The sequence below is a fragment of the Pedobacter sp. GW460-11-11-14-TSB4 genome, from assembly GCF_059423705.1.
Genome location: NZ_JBWKYI010000001.1, coordinates 159,898 through 185,217 on the forward strand (window position 1 = coordinate 159,898; position 25,320 = coordinate 185,217).

Genomic DNA, 25,320 nt, shown 5'->3' on the forward strand with positions numbered 1-25,320 from the left:
ATTGATTAAGCAATCACGGGTTCGGTAGCTTAAAATTATTGCATGCTTATCAGCTTGTTTGAAAGATCCTGAAACAAGGTCAGGATGACGCTAATCGAAGAGTGTTTCGCTTGTCTGCTACTGCTGCCTTGAATTGGCAAGACTGGGCTGCAAAATTGATTAAGCAATCACGGGTTCGGTAGCTTAAAATTATTGCATGCTTATCAGCTTGTTTGAAAGATCCTGAAACAAGTTCAGGATGACGGAGTCGAGAAGTGTTTCGTTTGCCTGCTACTGCTGCCCTGAGTTGGCGAAACAGCTTCAAAATTGATTAAGCAATCACTGTATCGTGTACTACTACCCTGTACCAGTTCTTAGAGAATTTTTCTACGGCATCTAAATGCACTTGATCTTCCTGATAAGCATTATGGTCTGCGATGTTGGCAAAAGTAATGGTAAGCGAATAAGTAAAAGAATTATCGGTTACAGGGCGGACAGGTGTATTAGCCGCTAAGCCGTAACTTAATGTTTTGATATATTTTATGGGTTTTAAACTTTCGAAAGAAATTGGCGAAATCTGCGATTTCGGTTTTGGTTAGTTGAGGTTTTAACCAGAACATAACGAAGTGTTGGATCTGTCCTTTATCTGCAGCCGTATTAATTTCTGTCATCGCTTCTTTTTTTTGTTAAATATATAAATCATTTTATAGGGCACAAAAAAAGTCCCGATGTAAATCGGGACTTCCTATTATTTTATAAGGATTTTTAGTTTTTAGGTTGCACACGGCCAGATTTTCTATCTTCGCCTCTACCAATTAAATAACCGCCACCAGCGCCAACTAGGCCACCAATGATCGCACCTCTACCTTTTTTCTTATCAATTAAAGCACCACCAACGGCTCCTGCTGCACCACCAATAACTGCGCCTTTAGCTGCATCGCTCCAACCTTTTTTCTTAGCTGTTGGTTGTGTGCCACCGTAAGCACTGCTAGAACCACCGCCAGAACTTGCATAAGATCTGGATGAACCTGATCTCCTAGCTGCGGCTAATTCTGCCTGGTGTTTAGCTTCTTTTTCCTGCTCTGCTTTGGCTACTTCGGCTTTTTTAAAGCTATCTAACCTTAAACTATCTTTAACGGCTTTAATGGCCAGTTGTTTTTCAGCCTGTTGTTGTTTTAATGCAGCTTCTTCTTTTGCCTTATTGTTACAAGCAAATAAAACTGAAGAACTTAATGCGATTACTACCAATATCTTTTTCATAACTCTTAATTTTAATATGATACTTGTTTAGTTACCTAACCTCGCTAAACAGGTTTCAAATGGATGTGTGATTTAGTTAATTATAACTACTAAAGAAAAAATGATGCCAAAATGTTTTAAATAGAAAAATTATTCTAACAAATCCATATACCAGAAGCCCGAAAGTGCTGTGGTTGAACATGGTGAATCATCATCTGTGCTGGTTTTGCCTGGGGCATTATAAGTTCTGAATACCTTCTCTCCGGTGGTGAAGGTGATTTTATCCTTGAAAATTGGGCCTTCAAATGCGAAAGTATGAAACTCTCCGTTTTCTCCGCAAGGATCAATATCTGCAGGTAACTGATCAATTAAATCATGACTGATTACTTTTCCACAGAAATTTTCGAGATTTTGCTGCGTGCAAACAATGATGGTTTTATAGTTCAGGTTTAAAAATTCACCAATCAAATCTTTCGTGTTTTTTTTCCAGAGCGGAAAAAGAGCCTTAAGCCCAATTTCGGCCAATTTGTTCTCCCGATAGCTACGTAAGTCTTCTAAAAAAATATCACCGAAAATAGAATGCGTAATGCCCTCCTCTTTAAACTTAGAAAGATGATGCTTCATGGTACGGTCGTAGGTTTCCATATCCGGCATTTCGCCCAAACGGATCTGATACAGCGGAATCCCAATACTTTCGGCTTGTTTAATGAGTAAAGCTTCCCTAACACCATGCATCGAAACACGATTGTATTTTTCAGTGACTGTCGTAATCAGGTAACGGATTTCGATTGTAGGGTCTTGTAAAACATAATGTAAAGCCAATGTACTGTCTTTACCACCACTCCAGTTAAAAATGCAAATCTTTTTATCTGGCATTGGCTAAGATATCTTTTAAAGTGGCAACACCTTCTACCGCGTTTTTCTCAATGTTGATCACGTTTTTATAACGTTTTACATCAGGTGTTTTTGGATCGATAATGTATTTGTCAACAAAGGAAGGAACAAAATCAATTAAACCTGCTGCCGGGTAAACGGCTAATGAAGTTCCGATGAGTACGAACAAATCGGCCTGTTTGCAGAGTTTAGCGGCTACTTCAATCATGGGTACTGCCTCGCCAAACCACACTACATGCGGACGAAGTTGGGAACCCAGCGCGCAAAGCTCGCCCATTTTAATCTCCGACCCTGCAATGGGATAGGTTAATTCCGGTTTTCTATCAGATTGAGATTTGGTAATTACACCATGAAGGTGTGTCACTTTGGTTGAGCCTGCCCTTTCGTGCAAATCATCAATGTTTTGGGTAATAATCTCAACGTCGAAGTCTTTTTCCAATTCGGCCAGTAACTGGTGGGCCAGATTGGGTTTTGCAGCTAAAACCTGTCTTCTCCTTTCGTTATAAAATTCCTGTACCAATTCGGGATTTCTCTCCCAGGCTTCGGGGGTAGCCACATCGTAAACATTATAGCCCTCCCATAATCCATCAGAATCCCTAAATGTTTTTAACCCACTTTCGGCACTGATCCCTGCTCCTGTTAAAACGACTAATTTCATAGATATGGTTACACAGATTTAAATGATTTCACAGACTGGCTGTGGTTGATGAATTTTTTGGCTATATTTTCGTCTGCCTTAAATATCTCCGGGTGGAACATACAGGCTAAGGCCTGGATACCTTCAACCAGGGTACCTACACTCGGTTGGGTAAACATATCAAAATCGGCAATGTAAACCTGGTTGTTTTTTACGGCCTCCAGATCTTTCCAACCTGGTTTTGAGGTTAACAGCTCCATTTCTTCCATACTCCTGTTCATATCAAAACCACATGGTGCAATAACCAGTACCTCTGGATTATATTTCAGGATTTTATCCCATTGGGTTACGATAGAGTCGCCTCCGGGATTAGACAACATATCTACACCACCAGCTGCCGCAATCTGAAAAGGAATCCAATGCCCGCAGTTGTAGATCGGTTCGATCCACTCCATCAGCATGATCCTTTTTAGTGGTGCACGGTTTGCCCTAAGCTGATCTAAAATGTGATCTGTTTTCTTTTGCAGGCCTGCGAGGTAATTTAAAGCCACTTCTTCCTTCCCTAAAGCCCTGGCAATGGTAATGGCACATTCGAAAACATCCTGTAAGTTATTTGGCGATAAGGGAACCAGTGTTGGCTGTTTGCTAAGCTTCATTACCGCTGTTTCGGTACAAACGGTATCGATATTGCAAACTTCGCATATATCCTGCGTGAAAACCACATCAGGTGCGATGCTTTCCAGCAGTGCATCATCTACCCAATACAAACTTTTGCCCTGTGCTTTTGATGCTGAAAAGATCCGGTCGATTTCGATGCTCGAATAGTTTTTGCCTTCTAATATGCAACGTACCACTTTGGGTTGATCTGCCGCCTCTTTAGGACATTCGAATGTTACACCATGCAGGTATTCCTGCAGGCCCATATCGTAAATCATTTTTGTAGCGGCAGGTAAAAAGGAAACAACTTTCATTGGATGTAAGATGTAATAGGTAAAATGTAATGATGTTCTAAGTTAAAAAAAATCCTCTTTTGAATCGAATCAAAAGAGGATTTCTATACTGCATTTCATTTGTTTGGTGCAACACCAACCAATTAAAATTTCTACAACTCTTGTGTTTGCAGTTTTAATACCGGGTATTTTGCTTTTAAAATTTCGAATGCTCCGAAAAGTAAAGCGCCGTAAATCACTGTTCCTTCTAAAAATCTGATCTCGAATGGAATGGCTTTAATTAAGCAATCTATAAAACCACTAAAGTTTTGCGTATAAAGTGGGTTTCCGTACCATGAACCGATATCACTTACAATCCAGTGGATAAATACAATTACAATTGTAGACAGGAATAAGTTGGCAATATTTACCTTTTTTAATAAGAAACGACCGGCTAAAACCATTAGTGCAATTGCAAGGTATGTCCAAAGTTCTTGAACCAAGAGCATATCTACATACTTTCTATAGATGGTTGTATAAAGTACCAAATCGCTTAAAAATAAACTCAATAGCGGAAAAGCAAATGCTTTAAGGTGATCTTTAAAATATGCACCTCCAAATAAAGCTACCGCTCCGATTGATGAGAAATTGGCAAACTTTAATTCATCTGAGTTGAATGTTACCAGCAAACGGAAAGCCGTTATTGCCAATATTATTGACAACAAAATTAAAGTGCGTGGATTAAATTTTAAATGAGACATGCTATTTCTGGTTAATATTTAAGCAAAGTTAAATCTTTATTAGCGGATATTAAAACTTACACCTGTATTAAAGTTGAAGCCAGGTGTATTGTAGCCAATAATTTCAGTGTATTTTTTGTTCAGGATGTTTTTGGCATCAAAAAATATTTTCACACGTTTTTTAGCCAGGGCATATTCTACATATGCATTTAACAGGTTGTATGATGGCATCTCTTCGTCTAAATAAGAGATGAAATTGGTATCGAAACGTTTACCAAAATAACGTAAGTTAACACTTGCATATAAGTGGCTTGTGGCCTGTGCACCTGCATTAATGCCGAAGGTATGCTTTGGCCTGCGGATTAAATAATTGGTTGTTCCTGTATTTCCTTCTACAAAAGCATAGTAAGCATTGATATTGAAAACACTAAATTTTGCCGCTGGCTCTACTTCAAAACCTTTATATTTTTGGTTACCCTGATTAATATAACCTGTGGTGTAAACAATCGCATCAGTTAAATCGCGTTTGAAACTGGTAACCCTTAAAGTAAAGGCTTCATCAGCCATGTTTAAATTTACACCGGCTTCATAATTCTGAGATTTTTCAGGTTTCAGATCCAGATTGGCACCATATTGACCAAACAACATATTCAGCGTAGGGATTTTGAATGCAGTAGATACTGTTCCAAAAAGTTTTACTTCTTTAATAATGTTGATGCTTGGGGTAACAGAATAAGTATAGTTTTCTCCATATTGATCATGTTTGTTGTAACGTCCACCTACTTCAAGGTTAAAAATGCTTAAATCGTGTAAAAACAATGAACCATAAGCGGCAAAGATGTTGGTTGTCGGGTTTTTGCTATCGGTAATTAACTTCATCTTTCTGTTGTCGATACCTACCAATAAATCTAATTTATTGCCCAATTTCTGGTTGTAGAATAAATCAACTACATTCAGTTTACCGAAGTTTAAAAATTTACTTTCGAAACCTGCATAACTCGAATTTACATTGTTTGAGTTACTCTCGTGGCTGTAGTTAAGCGTTATTTTACCTGTGTTGAATTTATATTCTGAGTTGAAACCTGCACTAAACTGTTTCAAAATAGAATTATTGGTAGGTAAACCATCGGCAAAAGCACCCTCATCTATTTTGTAATCGCCATAGAAATAGCGTAAAAATGGATTAACAGAGAAGTTTTTGTCGAGTTTGATACCGAAGTTAGCATTTAAACCATCAGTTTTAAAGCCATCCTTATCAAATATAGCCGCACTTCCAGCTGGAGCTACAGCTTCAGAAATCCCATCAGTTTTTAAATGTGTGTAGTTAATGTTGTATGAAAAACCTTCTACACCGCCATTTAAACCGATCGTACCTTTATAGGTTTCGAAACTTCCTGCACTGGCTACACCGTAAATGGTATTTCCTTTTGGTCCGCCCTTTTTAGTTACAATGTTGATTACACCTGCAACCGCATCAGATCCGTAAATGGTAGACTGACCGCCCCTTAAAATCTCAATATGATCAATCTGATCAATTGAAAACAGACGTAAATCGAATGTACCGCTGATACTCGCTGGATCGTTTTGTACAATTCCATCAATAAGTACTAAGGTATAACCACTGCCTGATCCTCTGAAAAAGATACTTTTATCTTTCCCCTGACTGCTGTTGCCACCACTAATAATAATACCTGCCTGTTCTGAAAGTAAATCGGGTAATGATTTGCCGTTACTGCGTTCGAGCACTTCGCGACTAATAATGCTGACTACTTTACCTGTTTGCGATTGTTTCTGATCGTTTTTTGTTGCAGAAATCACAACATCTTTAAGTTGTAAACTGTCTTGATTTTGAGCATTAGCCACCTGGCTAATCATTAACTGTGCTAGCCCCAGACTGGCTACAGTTAGCATTCTTTTTTTGTTCATTTGATTGTGGTTTTGCCCACAGCCAACAGATTAGGAAAGGAAATGAAAATACGAAAAACGTTAAGTATTTCAATCCTAGCTTCAATCCCCGAAAGCTATGAAATTAAATGCTAAAGGCAGGTCTTCTGACTTACTCCCGTTTTTCTGTCTTCCCGTACCGGTTAAGCGGAACAGTGACTTGTAGATTGAAAAACGTTACAGAGCTTACAGCTGCGGGACAGTTACAGATTTACACTGTATTCCCTTTTAATCCCGATTTTACACCGGGAACCAAAAGCAGCGCAAATGTAGTAAAAAGAGCGGATAGCCGAAAGTGTGTGCTAGAATAGCGCTGAAAATTAATAAATGATAATAAGGGTCTTTAATTGGAAAGGAATGTCAGTTAGATTTCGGGAACAGCAGTCCCGTTATCCGCTGTAGCTCCGATGAAAAATCGGAGGCTGCCGCTCCTACCGGGTTTATAAATCAGGGCCTCAGATTAGAATCCGTGAATTAATTCTTGACGGTCTGTGGAGACAGAGACCATAGAAATAGAAAAAGGCCTGCAAAAAAATGCAGACCTTTAGGTTGAGAGGTTATTATTGAATGTTATTTTAATGGAATATGGCTAAATCAGGGAAATAGATTTTAGTAAAATCTGTGGTTACCCCATCACCACCGTATTTAATTTTTTTCACCAAAGCACCCGTTGATGCATTGTAAATGAGCAGGTAATTTACTGTAGAAGCTGCACCGTAACCCTGGATTCCGTTAACAACGATATAATCTTTATTCCTGTCGTAACGAATAGCACCGTATACCATAAAAGGATCTTCGGTGATATTGATAAATGGCTGTGCTAAGGATGTTTTATCGCCATCGATATATTTATAAATTGCTTTTCCTGAATGATAGAAAACGGCATTTTCTTTAGTTGAGGCCGTAATACGGGTTGGTGCATCAAGACCGAATGATCCTACAGCAACGGCTAGGCCAACACCTGCAGTGTCTAAATTATTGTCGATTGCAATTAAACGGCTACCTGTTGAAGCCCAGATTTTTCCATTTGGTGTTTGTGCGAATCCACGGTTGATGTTTGAAAAACTCTTGACCAGCGAATAGTTACTGGAAGATACAATCTTCGCACCATTACTCTGTAGCAGGTAAACGTAATCGCCTTTCTTCCACATATCGCCCGTATTTACCGCGCCTACGGTTGTTAGTTTATTTTGAACGGTAAGCGTATTCAGGTCGATCTGGTACACACCATCATTTGCACTGACCAAACCCCTGCTCCCATCAACCTGTATAATACTTCTCCAGTTGCTGGCTTCCTGTACGTATCTGGCCTCTTCTTTTAAAGTCTGTTCATTTATTTTAACAATCGGACCATTTATTTTGCTCATGAGGTAAATACTGCCATTAATTATCGAAGCAAATTGCAAAGTACTCGTTTTAGCAGCATTTGATAAGATTTTTCCCGGGTTTTCCTTCTCATATGCCCTAATGGAAAGGGTATCATCGCCATAATGGTAAAAGCTTACTGCACCGGCACTCTGTCCGTAAGATCCCTCGCCGATTACAAAAAAGCCGTTATCATATTTTCCTGCGGGTGGATCAATCTGTATATCATTTACACTGTCTTTTTTACAGGCATAAAGACCTGTTGTTAAAATTGCTGCAGCTACAAATATTTGTTTAAAGTTGAATTGTTTCATTCTGATATATGGTGTTATTTATTTTTTAAAAGTTTAAGATCAACCGCTCCGCCAAATTCTGTCGAAATCTCTCCGATATAGCGCGAACGGTCGTTATCATTATCCGGACTGAAAGGATTTCCGTTGCTGTTTTGCCCGGTATAAACCTTTACAAAATCGATAGAGGCAAGCGTTACTTTTTTACCTGTAGCATCAACAGCCCAATCGATATCGAAGGTATTGTATCCCCTGCCAAATTGTTCCTGCAAGCTTACATATTCGCTCGATCCATTATCGGCATAACCAAAATTGAATGGTTTATTTGTAATGATTTCTCCGGGAGCAAGTGTGTTTTTAATCAAGGTTCCGGTGAAAGAAATTTCATTAGTAGTGGCCCAGGAAGGAAAATAATCCTGCGTGTGGAATTGATTTCTCAATACCAGCCCTTCTTTGCCCTGGTTATCCGTCCAGCGGATATCATCCGTCAATTTCGAGGGTTTATAATAGGTGATTTTATAATTCTTGATGGTAGCCTGATCGTTATATTCACTTCCAGCTAGTTCGTACCACATATCATCAGGCAAACCGTTTTTATTCTGGTCTTGCATTACACAAACAATACCAGGCTCAGAGAATTCCATACCTATACCAATAAGGGGATTGCCATAAATGCCAAGGTCTGCTCCTGAGCTATTGGTTACACTGTGGTCGAAGCCGAATATAATGTAACCCCCAAAACCGCCCAGTGAAACCAGTCCATTGCCCGCACTGCCGATCAGGATATCGGTCTTTACAAGGTCGTTGGTAAACTGTCCGGGGGCTTGCTTAAAATCATATATTTTATGGAGGTATGGCGATTGGTTTGTTGTTGGTTTATCTCCTTCCTCCTCTTTTTCTGCCGGATTTTCCTTTTTGCAGGAAAGAAGTATGGCAGATAAAAGTGCTAAGCTTACAATTGATTTTATTTTCATCAGCATGTTTTATTTAATTCCCAGATCTACTGCGCCTTTAACTTCGGTTGAGACTTCTCCAAGAAGTGTATTTCCTTTTTCTCTTTGCCCGGTATAAACTTTTAGGAAATCGATGGTTTTCAAAGCGATTTTCTTTCCGGTTTGATCAACGGCCCAATCAAGATCAAAACTGTTATATCTTTTAGTGGCGTAATCATCCTCTATCGACCAACTATCGGTATAACCCCATGGAAATGCATTGTTAATGAAAATACTGCCATTTTTACCCCATGTTGAAGGCAGTAATGTGCCTTTTAAGGTTAGTTTTTCCTGATCGGGTGCAAATTCTGGATAGAAATTGTGTTTGTGGAAATTGTTTACATCGTAAGTTCCGCTGCCACCTTGATTGTCTGTCCAGCTTACATTGGCAAAACCTTTCGGATTGGTGTAGGTGATTTCGTAGTTTTTAATGGTCAGCGGATTGTTGTATTCGCTGCCGGCGAGTTCATACCATTCATCATCAGGTTTGCCATTTCCATTTATATCCTGACTCACCATTACGATCCCTGGCTCAGCAAAAGGAGTTGTACCACCAATCGGATTACCATAAATGGCGAGGTCGGCACCGGTATTGTTTACTACCGAGTGGTCGAAACCAAAAATGATATAACCACCAAAACCGCCTAAGGTAACCATGCTGGTTTTGCTAACATCGCCAATAATTTTCTGTGCACCTGCAAGGCTTCCCAAACCTTCATTGATAAACTGGCCTGGCGCTGGTAGATATTCAAAAACGGTCGTGATAAATTTGGTGCTGTTTGCGGTAATCTCCACTACCGGAATCGGCACCGTTACGGTGTATTTGTGCGAAAAAGATCCGGCGTTGTTGCTCGCGGTATATTCAATTACATAAGTACCGGCTTTTAGGGGTGTAAAATCGTAGTTATAAGCACTGCTTACTACTTTACCATCGAGTTTCCATTGGTGATTAAAGCCTTTTCCATTATTTGTTCCGGCGGCAAAAACAGTTTTGGTATTCACTTTTCCAGTCATGGTTTCTCCTTTAATAAAGAGGTTAACATCAGGAACGGCTTCATTGTCTTTTTTGCAACTGTATACCATCGTAGCAATACCAAGCATTAATATGAGATAACTTTTTTTCATGTATGTGTTTTATTAAATTATTTATTCTGTGTGTAATTTGATAGGAATAATGATGCTCCCTTATTCGTATCTGTAGCTGTAATTGAATACAGCGTGCTGAGGCAATGCGCCAGTTTCAAAACTGAATTTTACTTTACCATCTGTTCCAACACCATAAGCAGATCCTGAGGTGCTGCCATAGCTATTGGCATCAGCAACAATCACTTCTTTATTGAAGGGATTGATCGTTAATCCGTAAGGTATATTTATGGCCTGTCCGCTTGTGATTAAACCTGTACCAATGGCACCAGTTGCTGTATTAAGCGATTTAATTTCAGGGTTGGAATAAATATCTTTGGCTACATAAGCTGTTGAGCCATTGATCGCAATTATGCCCAGATCGTAACTGTAAGAGCCTGTTTTGGTATCGCTGGCACTACTGATTCGATCGAGCGATGGGTCGTTATTGATGATATAATCGTTCCAGCATACCACGAATAAATCGCCGTTATCTGCTGTTTGTATTCTTACCGGATTATTGTTTACGGTAATGTCTTTTGTTTTGGTAAAGGTGGCGAGATCAATAACTGATACCTTATTTTTAGCTCCGTTCTGATAAAAAGGGTGCGATGAATTGCATGCATATAACTTTCCGTTTGCTACCGCCAGCTGCTCAAGGCCTTCTGAAAGCATTATTTCACCATCAATAGCCATTGTAGCCGTATCGATGCGGCTCACTTTACCATCATAACGCGATACATAAGCTTTGTCTTTATAAAAGGCAACAAACCTTGGCAGGTAACCATCTGTTGCTGAATTGAATGAAATCCTCTTTAGCGATTTGCAGGTATTGATATCGATAATGTCCAGAAATGACTGTTTCGTACCCTGAATACCAGCCACAACACAATACATTTTACTGCCGTATTGCTCTAAATCGTTTGCGGTTTCGCCGAGCGATGTACCATTTACCTGTTTGTAATAATCTTTAACTGTTAATTTTGTAGCTATATCATAGTAAGAAATGGCACTGTTACCACCTCCCATCAATCCTTCACAAAGCATGTAAATGCCTTTAGTGCCTGTAATGATTTGTTTTTTCTCCGCTATTTCAGTTCTATCCTTTTTACAGGCAGAAATACATATGGCCGTTGCGGCCAGTATAATTAAAATGTGTTTTTGGTAAAGTTTGCTCATGGTATATATTTAATTTGTGAATGTGATGTGTGCTGGAATATCGCCTGTGGTAACCGACCATTTTAATCGCCCTTCGGGACTATAACAATGTAATTTGCCAGGGCTAACATAATCTTTGGCATCGGTTACGTAAACATCTTTGCTGGCTGGGTTAACGGCGATTCCGTAAGGGATTTTAATGTCTTTTTCAGTGCCATCACTAATGAATTTGCGATCCATCAGGGTTTCATCTTTCGTATTGATCATGTTGTAGGTAATCTTGTTCTTGCCTTCGATGTAGTTCCATTCGGTGCTGTAGATATAGGCGTAATCATCATCTATCACGAGGTTGCTGGCCGCGATATTGAATACCTTTTTAACCTGGTCGGTTTGGGTATCGATTACAAAAAGTTTAGCTGGAATGGTATAATAATCTCCTCTCGAGCTGACGTACAGGTCGCCATAACTGTCGGCTTTTACGCGGCTGAGATTAATGGCCACTTCGATTCTTTTAATTTCAGTAAAACTGGAAAGATCGATTACGGAAAGCGTATGTTCGTAGTCGGGCGGACTGTATCCTCCGGAATTGGCTACATAAAGTTTGGTGCCAATAATGGCCATTTCCTCCGGTTGCCTGCCCACTTCAATAGTTCGATTTACCCTTAGTGCCGTGGTATCAATTTCAGCCACTATCCCATTAGGGGCCTTCGGATCGCCAACTTTGCCTAAATAAGCACTTACATACGCTTTTCCATTACTGAATGTGATGTAACGGCAGTTGTTGATATTGATCTGTCCGATTTTTTTACCGGTTTTAATGTTCAGTACCTCAACCTTGTTTGATATGTTAACCACCACATAAAGTTTACTGCCATACCTACCAATATCATTCCCCACATCGCCCAAACCTTTGGTTACTTCGGGGTTTACCTGATTGTACAGGTTACGGGTGTAAATACCGTTTACCAGGTCCATATAATCGAGCGAAGCTTTATTCATGTTCATATTGCCTTCATTCACCAGATAAAAACCTTTAATGACTGATGTTGGCTCAGGTTCTACTTTGGTTATTTCGGATGGTAGCGGCTGCGGATCTTTTCTACAGGCACTGATAATCACTACTGGAAAAGCCAAAACGAATATTAAAAATTTTAAATACCTCATAATTTATAGTTTAAGGTTAACCTGTAATTTCTACCAGGCATAGGAAAATTTGGGATGATATCGTAATACTGGTTAAGCAGGTTATTTACTTCTCCGTTTATACCTATGCTCCCATTTTTCAACTTAAATTCATAACCAATAGCTGCATCATGAGTGTACCATGGCTCCATGTAGTTGTAAATATTGTTAGCTTTCTGGTTGTAACGGAATCCTGTATAAATGAATCCGTAGTTGGCGTGCCATTGATGATAATCTAACCAGGTAAGAAATGATCCACTATTTTCAGGGATATAAGGAATCTGATCTTGATAAGTTTCTTCAAGTTTTGATGTAACATCAACCGCTTTCTGATAAGTATAATTAATGCCAATGTTGATGATGAAATTGCTAAGTGGCTCGAATGCTGTTTTTGCATTAAGTTCTAAACCACGGATATCAACCAGGCCGATATTGTACATTATCCAACGGTACAGGTTTGCACCGGGTTGTGCCACAATTTTATCTTTTATCCGGTTATAATATACATCCGATTGGATATCGATAAATTTGATCTCCTGGTTTTTGAAGTTCTTGAAATAGGTTACACCAACATCGTACTGTTTGGTGTATTCGGGATTTAACAGGGTATTACCGATAAACGTATAATACAAATCGTTAAAGGTTGGCATTCTGAATATGTCTTTATAGAATGCACGGACTCTGATATCCTGATCTTTTAATAGTTTCCAGGAAAGCATTACGGTTGGACTAAAAACCTGTTTATTTCCGGTTGAAGAATACAGTTTTACCCGATCGACTACGGTTGTGCTTAACAGGTTTGCCTGGATATTAAGCTGCTTAAAGATGAAGGATGAACTTAAAACATTTAAGAAGGTATTGCGAGTGGGATAAGGAAACCTGTATATGTTGGCATCTAAAGTCTGGAAGGTGTAATCAGATGCGTAAGCAGCCTCCCAAACTGAACTGATCTTATATTTTGCAGCAACCGACAGGTATGCTTCCTGTTCTTTAAACCGGTTATCTAAAAAACCTGTGGTGGTTACATAATCAGGATCGAGGTAGCGTTGATATACATAGGCATATTTACCATTCACCAGAATGGTAAATTTATTCGATAAGTTTTTTTCTGCATTTCCCTGGATAAAGAAATCGCGGTCCCATATTCTTTGTGTAAAATCGAATCTATTGGCTACAATTGCTCCGGGTAATCCCCTGTCTGATAAAAATGAATAGGCCTGTGCATGCCATTTACCGCCATTAAATTTACCAAATAATGCAGCCTGTAAACGGAAACGCTCCACGTTTCCATTGTTTCTTACCGCTGTGGTATCGAAAACCCCGTTGGTGTACCTGAATTTATATTTCCCGTCTGCATGGATATATTCGGTATTGATACTGGCCTTTAGCTTTTCGTTAATCTTGTACAAATAAACTAATGATGGATTAATGAGTCCGAATGATCCGTTTTTTAATCCGAGCTCGATCTTTTGCTTTTGGCTTTTTTCGAAATCAGGATCTTTGGTTTTGAGGTAAATGCTGCTTGCTGAGGCATAACCTTTCGCTGGAATCAATAATTCTGGCTTTTGACCACTATACAAAGCAATTTCTTCGAGATTGTTCAATGAGAATTTACCTAAATCTACCTGGCCGTTCTGCGCATTGCCAATCTGGATGCCATCTAAAAAAACTGCAGTATGATTAGTGCCCAAACTACGTACATTAACCGTTTTCATCCCGCCTATTCCACCATAATCTTTCAACTGCACACCTGAAAGGTAGCGGATGGCATCGGCAACAGACAGGCTGTTTATCCTTTTAAGCTCATCAGCCGATAGGATTTGTACCGGTGTTGGCGATTTACTTTGTTCGGTTAACCGGTATTCCCTAATCTGAACTTCTTTCAGTTGTGTGCTTTTTAGGGTACTATCGCTTTGTGCCCTTGTATTTAAAGGCAATAGAAATCCTGTCCATAAAATGGAAGAAAATAGAAAAAACTGCATTGTGCCCGCATAGGCAGAATGTTTATGTGTCATTTTGATTGTGAGTTTAACCCACAGCCAACAGATGGAAAAGAAATGAAATACGAATACGTAAGTACATCACCCCTTAGCTTCAATCCCCGAAAGCTATGAAATATAATGCTAAGGCAGGTCTTCTGACTTACTCCCGGGTTTCCGGCCTTCCCATCCCGACGAGTCGGAACAGTGGCAGATTGATTGGAAATCCGTTAAGGAGCTTACAGCTGCGGGACAGTTACAGATTTACACTGTATTCCCTTTTAATTCCGGGTGTAAAGCCGGAAACCAAAAGCGCTGCAAAAGTAATAAAATTAAACAACTTGTAAAATGGATGATGGAAAATGGTGGTTTTAACAGAAAAGACTAAATTAGGAATCAATTTTTTACCTATGAAAAAAATATTAATTGTTGCTTTTTCATTAATCAGCCTATCTGTTATGGCGCAAAAAACCGATACTGTTTTTCTGAAGAAACTGATGGAAACCAGGCCAGAACTTTTTTCTACCGTACTCAATCATCCTGGTCAAAACCAGATCCAGGTTCTTTATACGCAGGTTAACCGCGATGCGAAAAATAAACCCACGTTTAAAACATTTAGTTACAACTTAGATCCGCACCACTATTTTTATCCGGCCAGTACGGTTAAACTGGCTGCAGTCATTTTTGCTCTAGAAAAAGTAAATCGTTTAAGAAATACAGGCTTAACGGCTAACAGCGCCATGATTACCGATAGTGCATTTAAAGGACAAACGAAAGTATTAAAAGACTCGAGTGCTAAAAACGGGCTTCCATCCATAGCGCACTATGTTAAAAAGATTTTGCTTACCAGTGATAACGATGCCTTTAACCGTTTGTTCGAATTTATCGGCCGGGCAGAAATTAACGAAAAACTAAAGGCAAATGGCTTAAATGATAGCCGTATTTTAAACCGCCTGGCCATTGGCGATGCGGGTGAATCTGCCAAACATACCAATCCCATTAAATTTTATAACGGAGATCATCTGGTGTATAATCAGGCTGCCCAGTATGATCCAAAAGATTATGAATTGAAATTAAGCCATCTGGTAATGGGTAAAGGTTATATGGATAGTACCGATAAGTTAGTAAACAAGCCTTTCAGTTTAGCGGGCAAAAATGCCTTCGCCATTAATGATCAACAGAAACTGATGCAGAAATTAATTTTTCCTGAAGCTTATCCGGCAAAAGAAAGATTTAACCTCACGCCAGAAGATTACAAGCTGATTTATACGTACATGAGTAAATATCCTACAGAAAGTGATTTTCCTAAATACGATCCAAAAGAATTTTGGCCAACCTACGCGAAAATGCTGTATTATGGAAGAGAACAGGTAAGTCCTGATCCTGATATTAGAATCTTTAATAAGTACGGAGACAGTTACGGTTTCATCATCGATAACTCCTATTTCATTGATTTTAAGAACGGAATCGAATATTTCCTTACAGCGGTAGTACAGAGTAATGAGGATGGCATATTTAACGATAATAAGTACGAATACGAAACAGTTTGTTTTCCTTTTATGAAAAATCTGGGGCGTACCATTTATGATTTCGAATTAAAAAGACCTAAAAAGTATAAGCCCGATTTAGGTAAGTTCAAAATGGATTATGCCCATTAAAACCTTTCCTGATCTTTTAAGGTTTATTGCGTATAAATTGTATAAAAAACTATACATTAATTAAAAAATAATATATTCGCATTTCAAAATTAAAGAATACATCTCTAATGGCTAAATTATTAATAATTGACGATGAGCGAGCGATAAGGAGTACCTTACGCGAAATTCTGGAGTACGAAAATTACGATGTTGAAGATATCGATAACGGTATCGATGGCCTCGAAATGATCAAAAAAGGAAATTTCGACCTGGTACTTTGCGACATCAAGATGAATAAGATGGATGGTATGGAAGTGCTCGAACAGGCACAGATCATTAAACCCGATCTACCGTTCATTATGATATCTGGTCACGGTACAGTTGAAACGGCCATTGAAGCCAGTAAAAAAGGAGCTTTCGATTTCATTTCGAAACCACCTGATTTAAACCGTTTATTAATTACCGTTCGTAATGGTTTAGACCGTGGAAATTTAGTTACTGAAACCAAGGTTTTAAAGCGCAAAGCGAGTAAAACCCGTGAGATTTTAGGCGAATCGGAGAGCATTTCTAAAATTAAAGAAACGATAGAGCGTGTTGCCCCTACTGAAGCGCGTGTATTAATTACTGGTGCAAATGGTAGCGGTAAAGAATTGGTAGCCCGATGGTTACACGAAAAATCGAACCGTGCTGATAGCCCTTTAATTGAGGTAAACTGTGCTGCTATTCCATCCGAACTAATTGAAAGTGAATTATTTGGACACGAGAAAGGTTCATTTACCTCAGCAGTTAAACAACGCATCGGTAAATTTGAGCTGGCCAATGGCGGAACTTTATTTTTGGATGAGATTGGCGATATGAGCCTTTCTGCCCAGGCAAAAGTTTTACGTGCTTTGCAGGAGCATAAAATTTCGCGTGTGGGGGGAGAAAAGGAAATAGAAGTAAATGTTCGCGTTTTAGCAGCAACCAATAAAGATTTATTAAAAGAAATTGAAGATGGTAACTTCCGTATGGATTTGTACCACCGCTTAAATGTAATTAATATCCATGTTCCGCATTTAACAGAGCGTACCGATGATATTCCTGTTATCGCTCAGAACTTTTTAGAAAATATCTGCAGCGATTATGGAATGCCGGTTAAGAAAATAAATGATGGTGGTATGTCTGCCTTAAAAGCTTTACCTTGGACAGGGAATGTACGTGAGCTGCACAATATGATTGAGCGCTTGATTATTCTGAGCGATAAGGTAATTACTGAAAATGATGTACGTGCTTTTGCCAATCCAGGCGGTGGTACAAACATTGGGGCAGCCACCAGTGCGCAAATTGCAGGTGCTGGAGGCTCATCCTTAGCTTCTTCTTTCGATTCGTTTAATAATTTTCAGGATTATAAAGATCACGCAGAGCGGGAGTTTATCAAATTCAAACTGGAGAAAAATAACTGGAATGTATCAAAAACAGCTGATGAAATTGATATTCAAAGAAGCCATTTGTATAGTAAAATTGAGAAATTCGGTTTAAAAAGAGCAGAATAGCATTATAGTAAAGAAGTCAAGTTTTTAAAACTTGACTTCTTTTTTATGCTGCAACATTAAAACCCCTTCCTATCCCATATAATCATTCTGTCTCATCAGTAATGCTCTGTATTTATTAAAAATTGCTGTTTTAGAAACGAAACCCAGATACTGGTTTTGCGCAGTTAATACGGGTAAAATCCATACATTATCCTGCTCCATTTTCTCTAATACCATTTTCAGATCATCATTTTCAGTAATCACATTTGGGGCTGGTTGTACCAGATAAGAAGCTTGCAGGTTTTCTTTATCCGGGTGATTAATCATTTCATTAAATAGTTCTTCTATATAAATGATGCCCTTAAAATCGCCCAGCTCATCCGTAACCGCACAAATGTTTTTACGCGATTGCATAATCTCATTCATTTTAACCGAAATCAGATCGTTCATATTTAACTGCGGATAGGTTTTTTCGATCAAATACTTCAGTTTCATCTGGTTTAGAACAGTCGTATCTTTATCATCATGTGATAATAACTCACCTTTATCCGCCAGTGCTTTGGTATAGATAGAATGTTTTTGCGAGCTGCGGTTAATCGCATAAGAAATGGCAGTAGTAATCATTAGCGGTACCATTAAGATATATCCACCCGTAATTTCGGCAATCAGGAAAATACCGGTCAAAGGCGCGTGCATAATCGAACCTAAAGCAGCGGCCATGCCCGCAACAATAAAGTTAGATACATTTAACTGCGCCAGGCCAGATAGATTGACCACATAAGCAAAGATAAATCCGATTAAACCACCCATAATCAAACTCGGCGCAAACGTGCCACCGTTACCACCAGCACCTAAGGTAACTAAGGTGGCTATCGATTTCATAAAAATGGTTACCACTGTAAACAGCACTACTAAAGCCGGAATGGTATTGTAATCGGCAAAAATACTGTTGTTGATCACTGCTTGATAATCGCCTTTTAACAAACCTTTTATCGTAATATAACCTTCACCATATAGTGTTGGAAACAGGAATACTAAAACACCAAGCATTAAACCGCCTACAATTACTTTGGTATAAGGATGTTTGATTTTATAGAATAATCCTTTTACAGCATAATTGGCTTTAGTAAAATAGATTGAGAATAAACCAATAAAACAGGCTAGTATGACATAGTAAAATAAAGCGTTTACCTTCCATCCTTCTGTAACCAAAAAGAAAAGCTGTTGGGTATAAAATAACCTTGCTACTACTGCTGCTGTTGCTGCCGATAATAATAGCGGAATAAATGCCGGAATGGTAAACTCAGGTAATAGAATTTCAATCGCGAAAACAATCCCAGCCACTGGGCTGTTAAACGCTCCTGCAATACCGGCTGCTGCACCACAGGCCACCAGCATGGTAATTTCACGATAAGATAAACCCAGCAAGCGGCCAAGGTTTGAGCCTATTGCCGATCCACTGGTCACAATTGGAGCTTCCAGTCCTGTTGACCCGCCAAAACCAACCGTTACAGCTGCGGTAATAATCTGCGAATAAATATTGTGTGCTTCTACCTTACTCGATTTTTTTGAGATGGCATAAAGCAAAGGCGTTAAACCTGTTTCGAATTTTGTTTTACGGATAAAGTATTTAATGTACAAAACCGTTAAAAAAATACCAATCATCGGAAATATGAAGTACAGGTAGTATTTATATTTCCAGTGCCAGTCTGATTGAAGAAATTCTTCGATATGGTGGGTTAAACTTTTTAAGGCAGCAGCTGCAAGTCCTGCTAAAATCCCGACAATTACGGCCAGGATAATTAAGAAATTACGGTTTGATATTTTAGATTTTCGGTATTGGTTAATCTGATCAAGGTAATTTACAAATCTGATGTACATTCTATTGTTTTTTAATAGAGGGCGAATAGCCCAAAAGTAACAAAAACAACGAAACGAGCCAATTTAAAGGGCTGTTTTATGCATCAAATTTATCCAGTAACTTAATTAAGGTTGCAAAATCTTTTGGATAAGGTGCATCAATCACAATATCTTTGTCGTCTAAACCTTTAAAAACCAAATGCCTGGCATGTAATGCGAAACGTTTCATAATGGGTTGCTCCTCCTCACCTTTGGTTAATTTATAACCTCGCTTGATTGACGAAAGAAAAACGGGTTTCCCTTTATACATGTCATCACCAACAATGGCTGCTCTTTGCGTAGCCAGGTGAATACGAATCTGGTGCATACGACCAGTAATTGGCTTGCACTCTACCAAAGTGTAGTGTTTGTAGTATTTTAAAGAATCGAAAATGGTTTCCGCTCTTTTACCTTCTGCCCTGTCGATGGTTACATTTTTATTGCCATCGTTCAAGATCGGAAGATCAACCGTTAACTGGTCGAAAATGACGTGCCCGTCTACTACCGCGTGGTAAGTTTTATTCACCTTTCTTCTTTCGAACTGCATGGAAGCATGGCGATAACCTTCAGGGTTTTTGGCGATAATTAAAGCACCAGAAGTCTCTTTATCCAAACGGTGACAAACCTGTGCATCATCGCTATACTGTTTGGCCAGGCGTAATACATTGGTTTCTCCAGATCCGCCGCGTTCATCGAGCGACGCTAAAAATGGAGGTTTATTGATAACAATAAAATCGTTGTCTTCGAAAAGAATAAGGTCTTTAAAATTAGGAAACTTCAAACTGTGCTGTAATTAATGAGTTGCAAAAATACGATTTTATTTTTTTAAGGCAGTCGTCACCCTGAATTTATTTCAGGACCACATTCTGGAAAGATGTTGATCCCAAATATTCGGGACAGCATGACGAATTCTTTACGAGTATCGTCCTCCTGAACTTGTTTCAGGATCTACTTGAAAATTTTAAGTCCAAAAAAAGCCGCTCCGATGTAGATCAGAGCGGCTTAATAACTTTAGCTTTTATAATTCTTACTTAAGAAAGCTCAAACTTATAACCTACCCCTTTTACGGTTGATACATAAGTTTCGCCTAATTTTTCTCTCAGTTTACGGATGTGAACATCAATGGTTCTGTTGGTTACGACTACCGAGTCTTCCCAGATATTTTTAAGGATCGATTCGCGGGTGTAAACTTTTCCTGGTTTTGAAGCCAGTAAGTATAAAAGCTCAAATTCCTTTTTAGCCAATACTACCTTGTTGCCACCTTGAAATACTAAATAAGCTTCACGGTCGATCACTAAATCGCCAATTTCCAGTTTGTTCTCCGATACTTCTTCTGTTCCGGTATTTCTTCTTAAAATCGCATTAATGCGGCTTACTAAAGCGCGTGGTTTAATCGGTTTTGCGATATAATCATCAGCACCTACATTAAATCCGGCAATCTCAGAATACTCCTCACTTCTGGCAGTTAAGAAAACCATAAATGTATTCTTGAATTCAGGTATGGCACGCATTAAACGGCAAGCCTCAATTCCATCCATCTTAGGCATCATAATATCCAGGATAATTAAATCCGGATGCACCTTTTTCGCAACAGTAATTCCTTCCTGGCCATTGGTAGCGGTGAAAACCTGATAACCCTCTTTTTTAAGGTTATACTCAATTAGCTCCAGAATATCCGGTTCATCATCAACAATTAATATTTTCTGACCTGCGTTGTTCATAGTTAAATATTTGTTACGAAAGTAGTGTCTATGATGCAATATTTAGTTAAGCCTAAGTTAAGAAATTGTTAATTACTTAAATTAGTTTAACATGGAATTTGTTTTAAAGTAACGTTTTGGCTAAAAAGGCCTCCAGTTCTTCACCACGCAGGTTTTTGGCTATTATTTTTCCGGAAGGATCAACCAGGTAAGATGTTGGGATAGCCTGTACCTGGTATTTTTTTACCGTTACACCATTAAAATCTTTCAATTCCGAAACGTGTGTCCAGGTTAATCCATCAGCTTTCACTGCACCTAACCATGCTGCCTTGTCGGTATCTAACGAAATACCGATGATATCGAAGTTCTTAGCTTTGTATTTATTGTAAACCTTAACTACGTTCGGATTCTCCTGACGGCAAGGCTGGCACCACGATGCCCAGAAATCGATCAGTACGTATTTCCCTTTATAGTCTGATAAACTTACCGGTTTATCATCAGCTGTATTGATGGTAAATGCCGGCGCAACCTGTCCTACCTGAACGGCTTTTAAAAGTGCCATCTGCTTTACAAAGGTATCAACCGTAGCATTGCCTTTAATTTCTTCTTTCACTTCATCAGCAAATTGTACCAGTTCTGCTTCAAATTCCTGCGGACTTAAAGTATTCATGGCATAAAAACTGGCTAGCGTACCTTTATTGTCTTTAGCAAATTTTATAATCTGCGTATTCAATTGATTGATGTACGATTCGTACTGAGGTTTCATCGATTCTAACACAGCTGCCCTGTTTTGAGGCTGTGTTGCTACTTTCGCTTCGAAATCAGCCTGTAATTTTTCTACCTGCTTGGCAAAATTATTTCTAATGGCATTTAGTTCTGATAATTTTTCTACTTCATTTGCACCTGAAATTTTATAAGCCATTGTTTTGTCGGCCAAATCAGCTTCTAATTTAATGTCATCGCCATTTTTGGCAATTAACATAAACTCATGGTTACCTACCGATACCCTAAAGAAATCAACCGATGGCGTTTTACGGATGAATTTAAATTCACCTTTTTCCGATAGATTGGTAGAATCGATTGCAACCATATTACTATTCTGCATACCGTATAAAAATACTTTCTTCTCCGTTCCGGGATTTTGGAAAGTTCCGTCAATCGTAAAGCTATCTTTGGGTTTACATGCAGTGAAAGCAATCGCGATCAGCATGATCAGGCTCAATTGTTTTAGTCTCATTATTTCAGTTTTTCAAGTATTAATTCATTTAATTTTTTAGCATCGGCTTTACCTTTGGCAAGTTTCATTACATCGCCAACAAATAAACCTAAAACGCCTTTTTTGCCTTTCTTGTACGCTTCTACCTGTTGTGGATATTTATTTAACACTTCATCAATAAAACTACTTAATTCGTCTCCGTTTTCAGAGATCAGTAAGTTTAACGATTGTGCCAAATCAGTAACTTTTGCATTTGCTTCCAGTTCAACAGCGGGTAATAATTGTTGAATAGCAATCTGTTGTGTGATTTTTTTATCATCAACCAGGTTAATGGCTTCTGCCAGTTGCGCCGGGTTAACTTTAAAATCGGTGATCGCCATCCCTTTTTCATTTAAAACCGCTCTAATCGGACCAATTAACCAGTTAATCAGGCTTTTTTTGTTGTGAACAGCAGATTGAGCCTGATTAAAATAGTTTAACAGGTCTAAATCTTCTGCAAAAAGCGTTGCATCCGCCTTGCTGATCCCAAATTCCGAAACCATTTGCTTCGATATTTCATTAGGAAGCGCAGGCATCAACGATTTGATCTCTGCTAACCAGGCATCAGAAATGTGAATGGGTTGTAAATCAGGATCTGAAAAATACCGGTAATCATTAGCCTCTTCTTTGGTACGCATCGGTGACGTAGTACCTTTATCGGCATCAAAATTTAAGGTACTCTGGATGATCTTTCCTCCTTCACTAATCACTTCTACCTGGCGGCCAAATTCAAAATCCATTGCCCTACGTACGTTACGCATGGAGTTTAGGTTTTTTACTTCGCAGCGTGTTCCAAATTCAGTAGAACCCTGCGGGCGGATAGAAATATTCGCATCGCAACGCAAACTGCCCTCTTCCATATTGCCATCGCTTACATTTAAATGTCTTACGAGTTTTCTGATTTCGCTCAGCAATACCGAAGCTTCTTCCGAACTGCGGATATCGGGTTCTGTTACAATCTCGATTAAAGGTACACCTGCACGGTTTAAATCAACTAAGGAATAGTTGTCGTCCTGATCATGAATGCTTTTTCCGGCGTCTTCTTCCAGGTGGATGCGATTGATCCCGATTTTCTTTGTAGAACCATCAGCCAGTTGAAGCTCCAGAAAACCATTCACACAAATCGGTTGGTTATCCTGCGTAATCTGATATCCTTTCGGCAGATCGGCATAGAAGTAATTTTTACGATCGAAATGGTTGGTCTGGTTAATGGTGCAGTTTAAAGCCAGGCCAATACGGATTGCTTTTGCAACTACTTCTTTATTTAACTTCGGTAAAGCTCCGGGCAAAGCCAACGAAACCGTAGATATATTTTGATTGGGTAAAGCCCCGAATGATGCACTATCAGCGGAAAATATTTTAGTGTTTGTATTTAACTGAACGTGGATTTCCAGTCCTGAAACGAGTTCGAAAGGAGTTTGGGGGCTTGTTTCTTGTAAAGGCATTTAAAGCTTCGTATTGTTATAGGTTTTATTAACCACAGATTTTACCTCTAAATACTGATTTAATCTGTGGTTAAATATTATTAGGTCAAATATAGTTATTATTTATGCTTTCGTTAAAAAAGGCTTGACGGAGAAATTTTTAAAAACTCCTGCCAGGGTAATCCTCCGGCGCCCACTAAAAGTATTTTATCGGGTTTATGCATTTTGCTAAAAGCATCCATTCCGGAAGTGCCTGTAACCAACCCTGTACTTTTAACTTCTAAGCCGATTATTTTACCACGTTTTTCTAAAATAAAATCTACTTCATCATTTCTATGTCTCCAATAAAAAACTTTGTAACCTTCTACAAAAGAAGAATTTAAGAGGTGTGCTCCTATTGAAGATTCGACCATTCTTCCCCATTCTGCCGGTTGTTTTTTTATCTCTTCAAAAAACTCGTTTCTTTGAGCACTTACCAGTGCATTGTTATGGACCTGAAACTTTGGACTGGATGAACGTTTACGGATTACATCAGCTGCAAATTTCTCAATCCCACCAAGTAAACCCGCTGTATCTAACAGATTTAAATAATGTGATAATGTTGTGGTATTGCCGGCATCAGAAAGCTGGTCTAATATTTTGGTGAAAGATAAGATCTGACTGGAATATAAACAGCCCAATTCAAACAGACGTTTCATTAAGGCAGGTTTATCTACACGGGTGAGCATTAAAATATCTTTCGAAATACTGGTTTCTATCAAAGCATTTGACACATAGTTTTTCCACCGGTCTTCGTCGTTGATCAGACCTGCAGCGCCTGGATAGCCGCCAAACCAAACATATTGTTCGGCAGTAAAACCAAAAGCACTTTCCATTTCGGCAAAACTCCAATGCCCTAAATAGGTTAATTCGAATCTTCCTGCTAATGATTCTGTTAAGCCCTGCTGAATTAATAATCTCGATGAGCCCAATAAAATTACCTTTAAATTTATGCCATTTCGCATATCTTCATCCCATAAACGCTTCACAATTTCACTCCAGTTGTCAATTTTCTGGATTTCATCAATGATCAGCAGATATTCATCAACTCCAGGCTCTTTTAAGAGTTCTCTGGTATGGTTCCATATCAGCTCTATCCAGGTTCTGTCAGAAGCGGCAACAGCATCTGCAGATTCGAATATGCAAGGCGTATCAATTTCCTTGACCAATTGGCTGATCAAAGTTGTTTTACCAATTTGCCTCGGGCCCACAAGCACCTGAATAAACCTTTTTGGTTCATTCATCACTTTTACAAGTTGCTGTAAATAAGATCTTTGGAACATATTAAACAATTTACTCAATGTATTGAGTAAAATTACTCATTGTATTAAGTAATTCAAAGCCATTATTAAAATCATCATTGATTATATAACCCAAACAGCTGTTTTTGAATATTATTTATATA

21 protein-coding genes and 2 riboswitches are annotated in these 25,320 nt (G+C 38.8%); of the genes, 2 read left to right on the forward strand and 19 right to left on the reverse strand.

Translation table 11 applies throughout. From position 1 onward, the window contains the following. Nucleotides 1-310: 310 nt before the first annotated feature. The 13 genes from AC07YT_RS00800 to AC07YT_RS00860 all read right to left on the reverse strand — a co-directional run bounded on the left by AC07YT_RS00800 (nucleotide 311) and on the right by AC07YT_RS00860 (nucleotide 14,486). A complete protein-coding gene (locus AC07YT_RS00800) occupies nucleotides 311-556 on the reverse strand; it encodes a Dabb family protein (RefSeq protein WP_086549324.1) in 246 nt (81 codons plus the stop codon). Nucleotides 557-744: 188 nt separating this feature from the next. Beyond that, a complete protein-coding gene (locus AC07YT_RS00805; protein ID WP_086546378.1) occupies nucleotides 745-1,239 on the reverse strand; it encodes a YMGG-like glycine zipper-containing protein in 495 nt (164 codons plus the stop codon). 129 nt (nucleotides 1,240-1,368) lie between these two features. Next, nucleotides 1,369-2,094 (reverse strand): Dph6-related ATP pyrophosphatase, encoded by a 726-nt coding sequence (locus AC07YT_RS00810; protein WP_086546376.1) that lies wholly within the window; start codon nucleotides 2,092-2,094, stop codon nucleotides 1,369-1,371. After that, the gene (locus AC07YT_RS00815; protein WP_086546374.1) at nucleotides 2,084-2,770 is read right to left on the reverse strand and encodes an SIR2 family NAD-dependent protein deacylase; all 687 of its coding nucleotides are present in this window, start codon (nucleotides 2,768-2,770) and stop codon (nucleotides 2,084-2,086) included. The genes AC07YT_RS00810 and AC07YT_RS00815 overlap by 11 nt, the downstream gene beginning before the upstream one ends. 8 nt (nucleotides 2,771-2,778) lie before the next feature. Next, nucleotides 2,779-3,720, reverse strand: coding sequence for an ABC transporter substrate-binding protein (locus AC07YT_RS00820; protein ID WP_086546372.1), 942 nt, complete (start codon nucleotides 3,718-3,720; stop codon nucleotides 2,779-2,781). A gap of 131 nt (nucleotides 3,721-3,851) precedes the next feature. After that, complete coding sequence (locus AC07YT_RS00825; RefSeq protein WP_086546370.1) at nucleotides 3,852-4,439, reverse strand: DUF6580 family putative transport protein; 588 nt, start codon at nucleotides 4,437-4,439, stop codon at nucleotides 3,852-3,854. A gap of 39 nt (nucleotides 4,440-4,478) precedes the next feature. Then, entirely contained in the window at nucleotides 4,479-6,344 is a 1,866-nt protein-coding gene (locus AC07YT_RS00830) for a TonB-dependent receptor plug domain-containing protein (RefSeq protein WP_086546368.1), read from the reverse strand. A gap of 98 nt (nucleotides 6,345-6,442) precedes the next feature. Continuing rightward, nucleotides 6,443-6,634, reverse strand: a riboswitch (cobalamin riboswitch). A gap of 303 nt (nucleotides 6,635-6,937) precedes the next feature. Further along, entirely contained in the window at nucleotides 6,938-8,041 is a 1,104-nt protein-coding gene (locus AC07YT_RS00835; RefSeq protein ID WP_086546367.1) for a DUF5074 domain-containing protein, read from the reverse strand. Between the two features lie 14 nt (nucleotides 8,042-8,055). Beyond that, a complete protein-coding gene (locus tag AC07YT_RS00840) occupies nucleotides 8,056-8,991 on the reverse strand; it encodes a PKD domain-containing protein (protein ID WP_145954238.1) in 936 nt (311 codons plus the stop codon). A gap of 9 nt (nucleotides 8,992-9,000) precedes the next feature. Next, the gene (locus AC07YT_RS00845; RefSeq protein ID WP_086546363.1) at nucleotides 9,001-10,134 is read right to left on the reverse strand and encodes a PKD domain-containing protein; all 1,134 of its coding nucleotides are present in this window, start codon (nucleotides 10,132-10,134) and stop codon (nucleotides 9,001-9,003) included. Between the two features lie 60 nt (nucleotides 10,135-10,194). Continuing rightward, entirely contained in the window at nucleotides 10,195-11,310 is a 1,116-nt protein-coding gene (locus AC07YT_RS00850; protein ID WP_086546361.1) for a YncE family protein, read from the reverse strand. 9 nt (nucleotides 11,311-11,319) lie between these two features. Further along, the gene (locus AC07YT_RS00855; protein WP_086546359.1) at nucleotides 11,320-12,453 is read right to left on the reverse strand and encodes a YncE family protein; all 1,134 of its coding nucleotides are present in this window, start codon (nucleotides 12,451-12,453) and stop codon (nucleotides 11,320-11,322) included. After that, nucleotides 12,450-14,486: a TonB-dependent receptor plug domain-containing protein gene (locus tag AC07YT_RS00860; protein ID WP_086546357.1), complete on the reverse strand. Its 2,037-nt coding sequence runs from the start codon at nucleotides 14,484-14,486 to the stop codon at nucleotides 12,450-12,452. Before AC07YT_RS00860 ends, AC07YT_RS00855 begins: the two co-directional genes overlap by 4 nt. 95 nt (nucleotides 14,487-14,581) lie before the next feature. Beyond that, nucleotides 14,582-14,777: riboswitch (cobalamin riboswitch) on the reverse strand. A gap of 83 nt (nucleotides 14,778-14,860) precedes the next feature. Here AC07YT_RS00860 and AC07YT_RS00865 point away from each other — a divergent pair. Continuing rightward, nucleotides 14,861-16,108 (forward strand): serine hydrolase, encoded by a 1,248-nt coding sequence (locus AC07YT_RS00865; RefSeq protein ID WP_086549323.1) that lies wholly within the window; start codon nucleotides 14,861-14,863, stop codon nucleotides 16,106-16,108. Nucleotides 16,109-16,215: 107 nt separating this feature from the next. Beyond that, nucleotides 16,216-17,619, forward strand: coding sequence for a sigma-54-dependent transcriptional regulator (locus tag AC07YT_RS00870; protein WP_086546355.1), 1,404 nt, complete (start codon nucleotides 16,216-16,218; stop codon nucleotides 17,617-17,619). Between the two features lie 69 nt (nucleotides 17,620-17,688). Here the strand turns inward: AC07YT_RS00870 and AC07YT_RS00875 are convergent, their stop codons facing one another. The 6 genes from AC07YT_RS00875 to AC07YT_RS00900 all read right to left on the reverse strand — a co-directional run bounded on the left by AC07YT_RS00875 (nucleotide 17,689) and on the right by AC07YT_RS00900 (nucleotide 25,198). Then, nucleotides 17,689-19,479, reverse strand: coding sequence for a chloride channel protein (locus AC07YT_RS00875; RefSeq protein WP_086546353.1), 1,791 nt, complete (start codon nucleotides 19,477-19,479; stop codon nucleotides 17,689-17,691). 76 nt (nucleotides 19,480-19,555) lie between these two features. Further along, nucleotides 19,556-20,278 (reverse strand): RluA family pseudouridine synthase, encoded by a 723-nt coding sequence (locus AC07YT_RS00880; RefSeq protein ID WP_029274339.1) that lies wholly within the window; start codon nucleotides 20,276-20,278, stop codon nucleotides 19,556-19,558. A 250-nt stretch (nucleotides 20,279-20,528) separates the two neighbouring features. After that, on the reverse strand, nucleotides 20,529-21,218 hold the full coding sequence (locus AC07YT_RS00885) for a response regulator transcription factor (protein ID WP_029274338.1): 690 nt from the start codon (nucleotides 21,216-21,218) through the stop codon (nucleotides 20,529-20,531). Nucleotides 21,219-21,321: 103 nt separating this feature from the next. Next, nucleotides 21,322-22,434 (reverse strand): TlpA disulfide reductase family protein, encoded by a 1,113-nt coding sequence (locus AC07YT_RS00890; RefSeq protein ID WP_086546352.1) that lies wholly within the window; start codon nucleotides 22,432-22,434, stop codon nucleotides 21,322-21,324. Continuing rightward, complete coding sequence (gatB, locus tag AC07YT_RS00895; protein WP_086546350.1) at nucleotides 22,434-23,897, reverse strand: Asp-tRNA(Asn)/Glu-tRNA(Gln) amidotransferase subunit GatB; 1,464 nt, start codon at nucleotides 23,895-23,897, stop codon at nucleotides 22,434-22,436. Before gatB ends, AC07YT_RS00890 begins: the two co-directional genes overlap by 1 nt. 113 nt (nucleotides 23,898-24,010) lie before the next feature. Further along, nucleotides 24,011-25,198 carry an ATP-binding protein gene (locus tag AC07YT_RS00900; protein WP_086546348.1) on the reverse strand — a complete coding sequence of 396 codons (1,188 nt, stop codon included), beginning with the start codon at nucleotides 25,196-25,198 and terminating at the stop codon, nucleotides 24,011-24,013. Nucleotides 25,199-25,320: the final 122 nt, after the last annotated feature.

What these genes read in the sequence shown, in the direction of transcription:
- AC07YT_RS00870 (WP_086546355.1), top strand. Translation starts at nt 16,216, where the DNA reads ATGGCTAAATTATTAATAATTGACGATGAGCGAGCGATAAGGAGTACC.
- gatB (WP_086546350.1), bottom strand. Translation starts at nt 23,897, where the DNA reads ATGCCTTTACAAGAAACAAGCCCCCAAACTCCTTTCGAACTCGTTTCA.
- AC07YT_RS00840 (WP_145954238.1), bottom strand. Translation starts at nt 8,991, where the DNA reads ATGAAAATAAAATCAATTGTAAGCTTAGCACTTTTATCTGCCATACTT.
- AC07YT_RS00855 (WP_086546359.1), bottom strand. Translation starts at nt 12,453, where the DNA reads ATGAGGTATTTAAAATTTTTAATATTCGTTTTGGCTTTTCCAGTAGTG.
- AC07YT_RS00815 (WP_086546374.1), bottom strand. Translation starts at nt 2,770, where the DNA reads ATGAAATTAGTCGTTTTAACAGGAGCAGGGATCAGTGCCGAAAGTGGG.
- AC07YT_RS00825 (WP_086546370.1), bottom strand. Translation starts at nt 4,439, where the DNA reads ATGTCTCATTTAAAATTTAATCCACGCACTTTAATTTTGTTGTCAATA.
- AC07YT_RS00875 (WP_086546353.1), bottom strand. Translation starts at nt 19,479, where the DNA reads ATGTACATCAGATTTGTAAATTACCTTGATCAGATTAACCAATACCGA.
- AC07YT_RS00845 (WP_086546363.1), bottom strand. Translation starts at nt 10,134, where the DNA reads ATGAAAAAAAGTTATCTCATATTAATGCTTGGTATTGCTACGATGGTA.
- AC07YT_RS00830 (WP_086546368.1), bottom strand. Translation starts at nt 6,344, where the DNA reads ATGAACAAAAAAAGAATGCTAACTGTAGCCAGTCTGGGGCTAGCACAG.
- AC07YT_RS00810 (WP_086546376.1), bottom strand. Translation starts at nt 2,094, where the DNA reads ATGCCAGATAAAAAGATTTGCATTTTTAACTGGAGTGGTGGTAAAGAC.
- AC07YT_RS00835 (WP_086546367.1), bottom strand. Translation starts at nt 8,041, where the DNA reads ATGAAACAATTCAACTTTAAACAAATATTTGTAGCTGCAGCAATTTTA.
- AC07YT_RS00860 (WP_086546357.1), bottom strand. Translation starts at nt 14,486, where the DNA reads ATGACACATAAACATTCTGCCTATGCGGGCACAATGCAGTTTTTTCTA.
- AC07YT_RS00850 (WP_086546361.1), bottom strand. Translation starts at nt 11,310, where the DNA reads ATGAGCAAACTTTACCAAAAACACATTTTAATTATACTGGCCGCAACG.
- AC07YT_RS00865 (WP_086549323.1), top strand. Translation starts at nt 14,861, where the DNA reads ATGAAAAAAATATTAATTGTTGCTTTTTCATTAATCAGCCTATCTGTT.
- AC07YT_RS00885 (WP_029274338.1), bottom strand. Translation starts at nt 21,218, where the DNA reads ATGAACAACGCAGGTCAGAAAATATTAATTGTTGATGATGAACCGGAT.
- AC07YT_RS00890 (WP_086546352.1), bottom strand. Translation starts at nt 22,434, where the DNA reads ATGAGACTAAAACAATTGAGCCTGATCATGCTGATCGCGATTGCTTTC.
- AC07YT_RS00820 (WP_086546372.1), bottom strand. Translation starts at nt 3,720, where the DNA reads ATGAAAGTTGTTTCCTTTTTACCTGCCGCTACAAAAATGATTTACGAT.
- AC07YT_RS00805 (WP_086546378.1), bottom strand. Translation starts at nt 1,239, where the DNA reads ATGAAAAAGATATTGGTAGTAATCGCATTAAGTTCTTCAGTTTTATTT.
- AC07YT_RS00900 (WP_086546348.1), bottom strand. Translation starts at nt 25,198, where the DNA reads ATGTTCCAAAGATCTTATTTACAGCAACTTGTAAAAGTGATGAATGAA.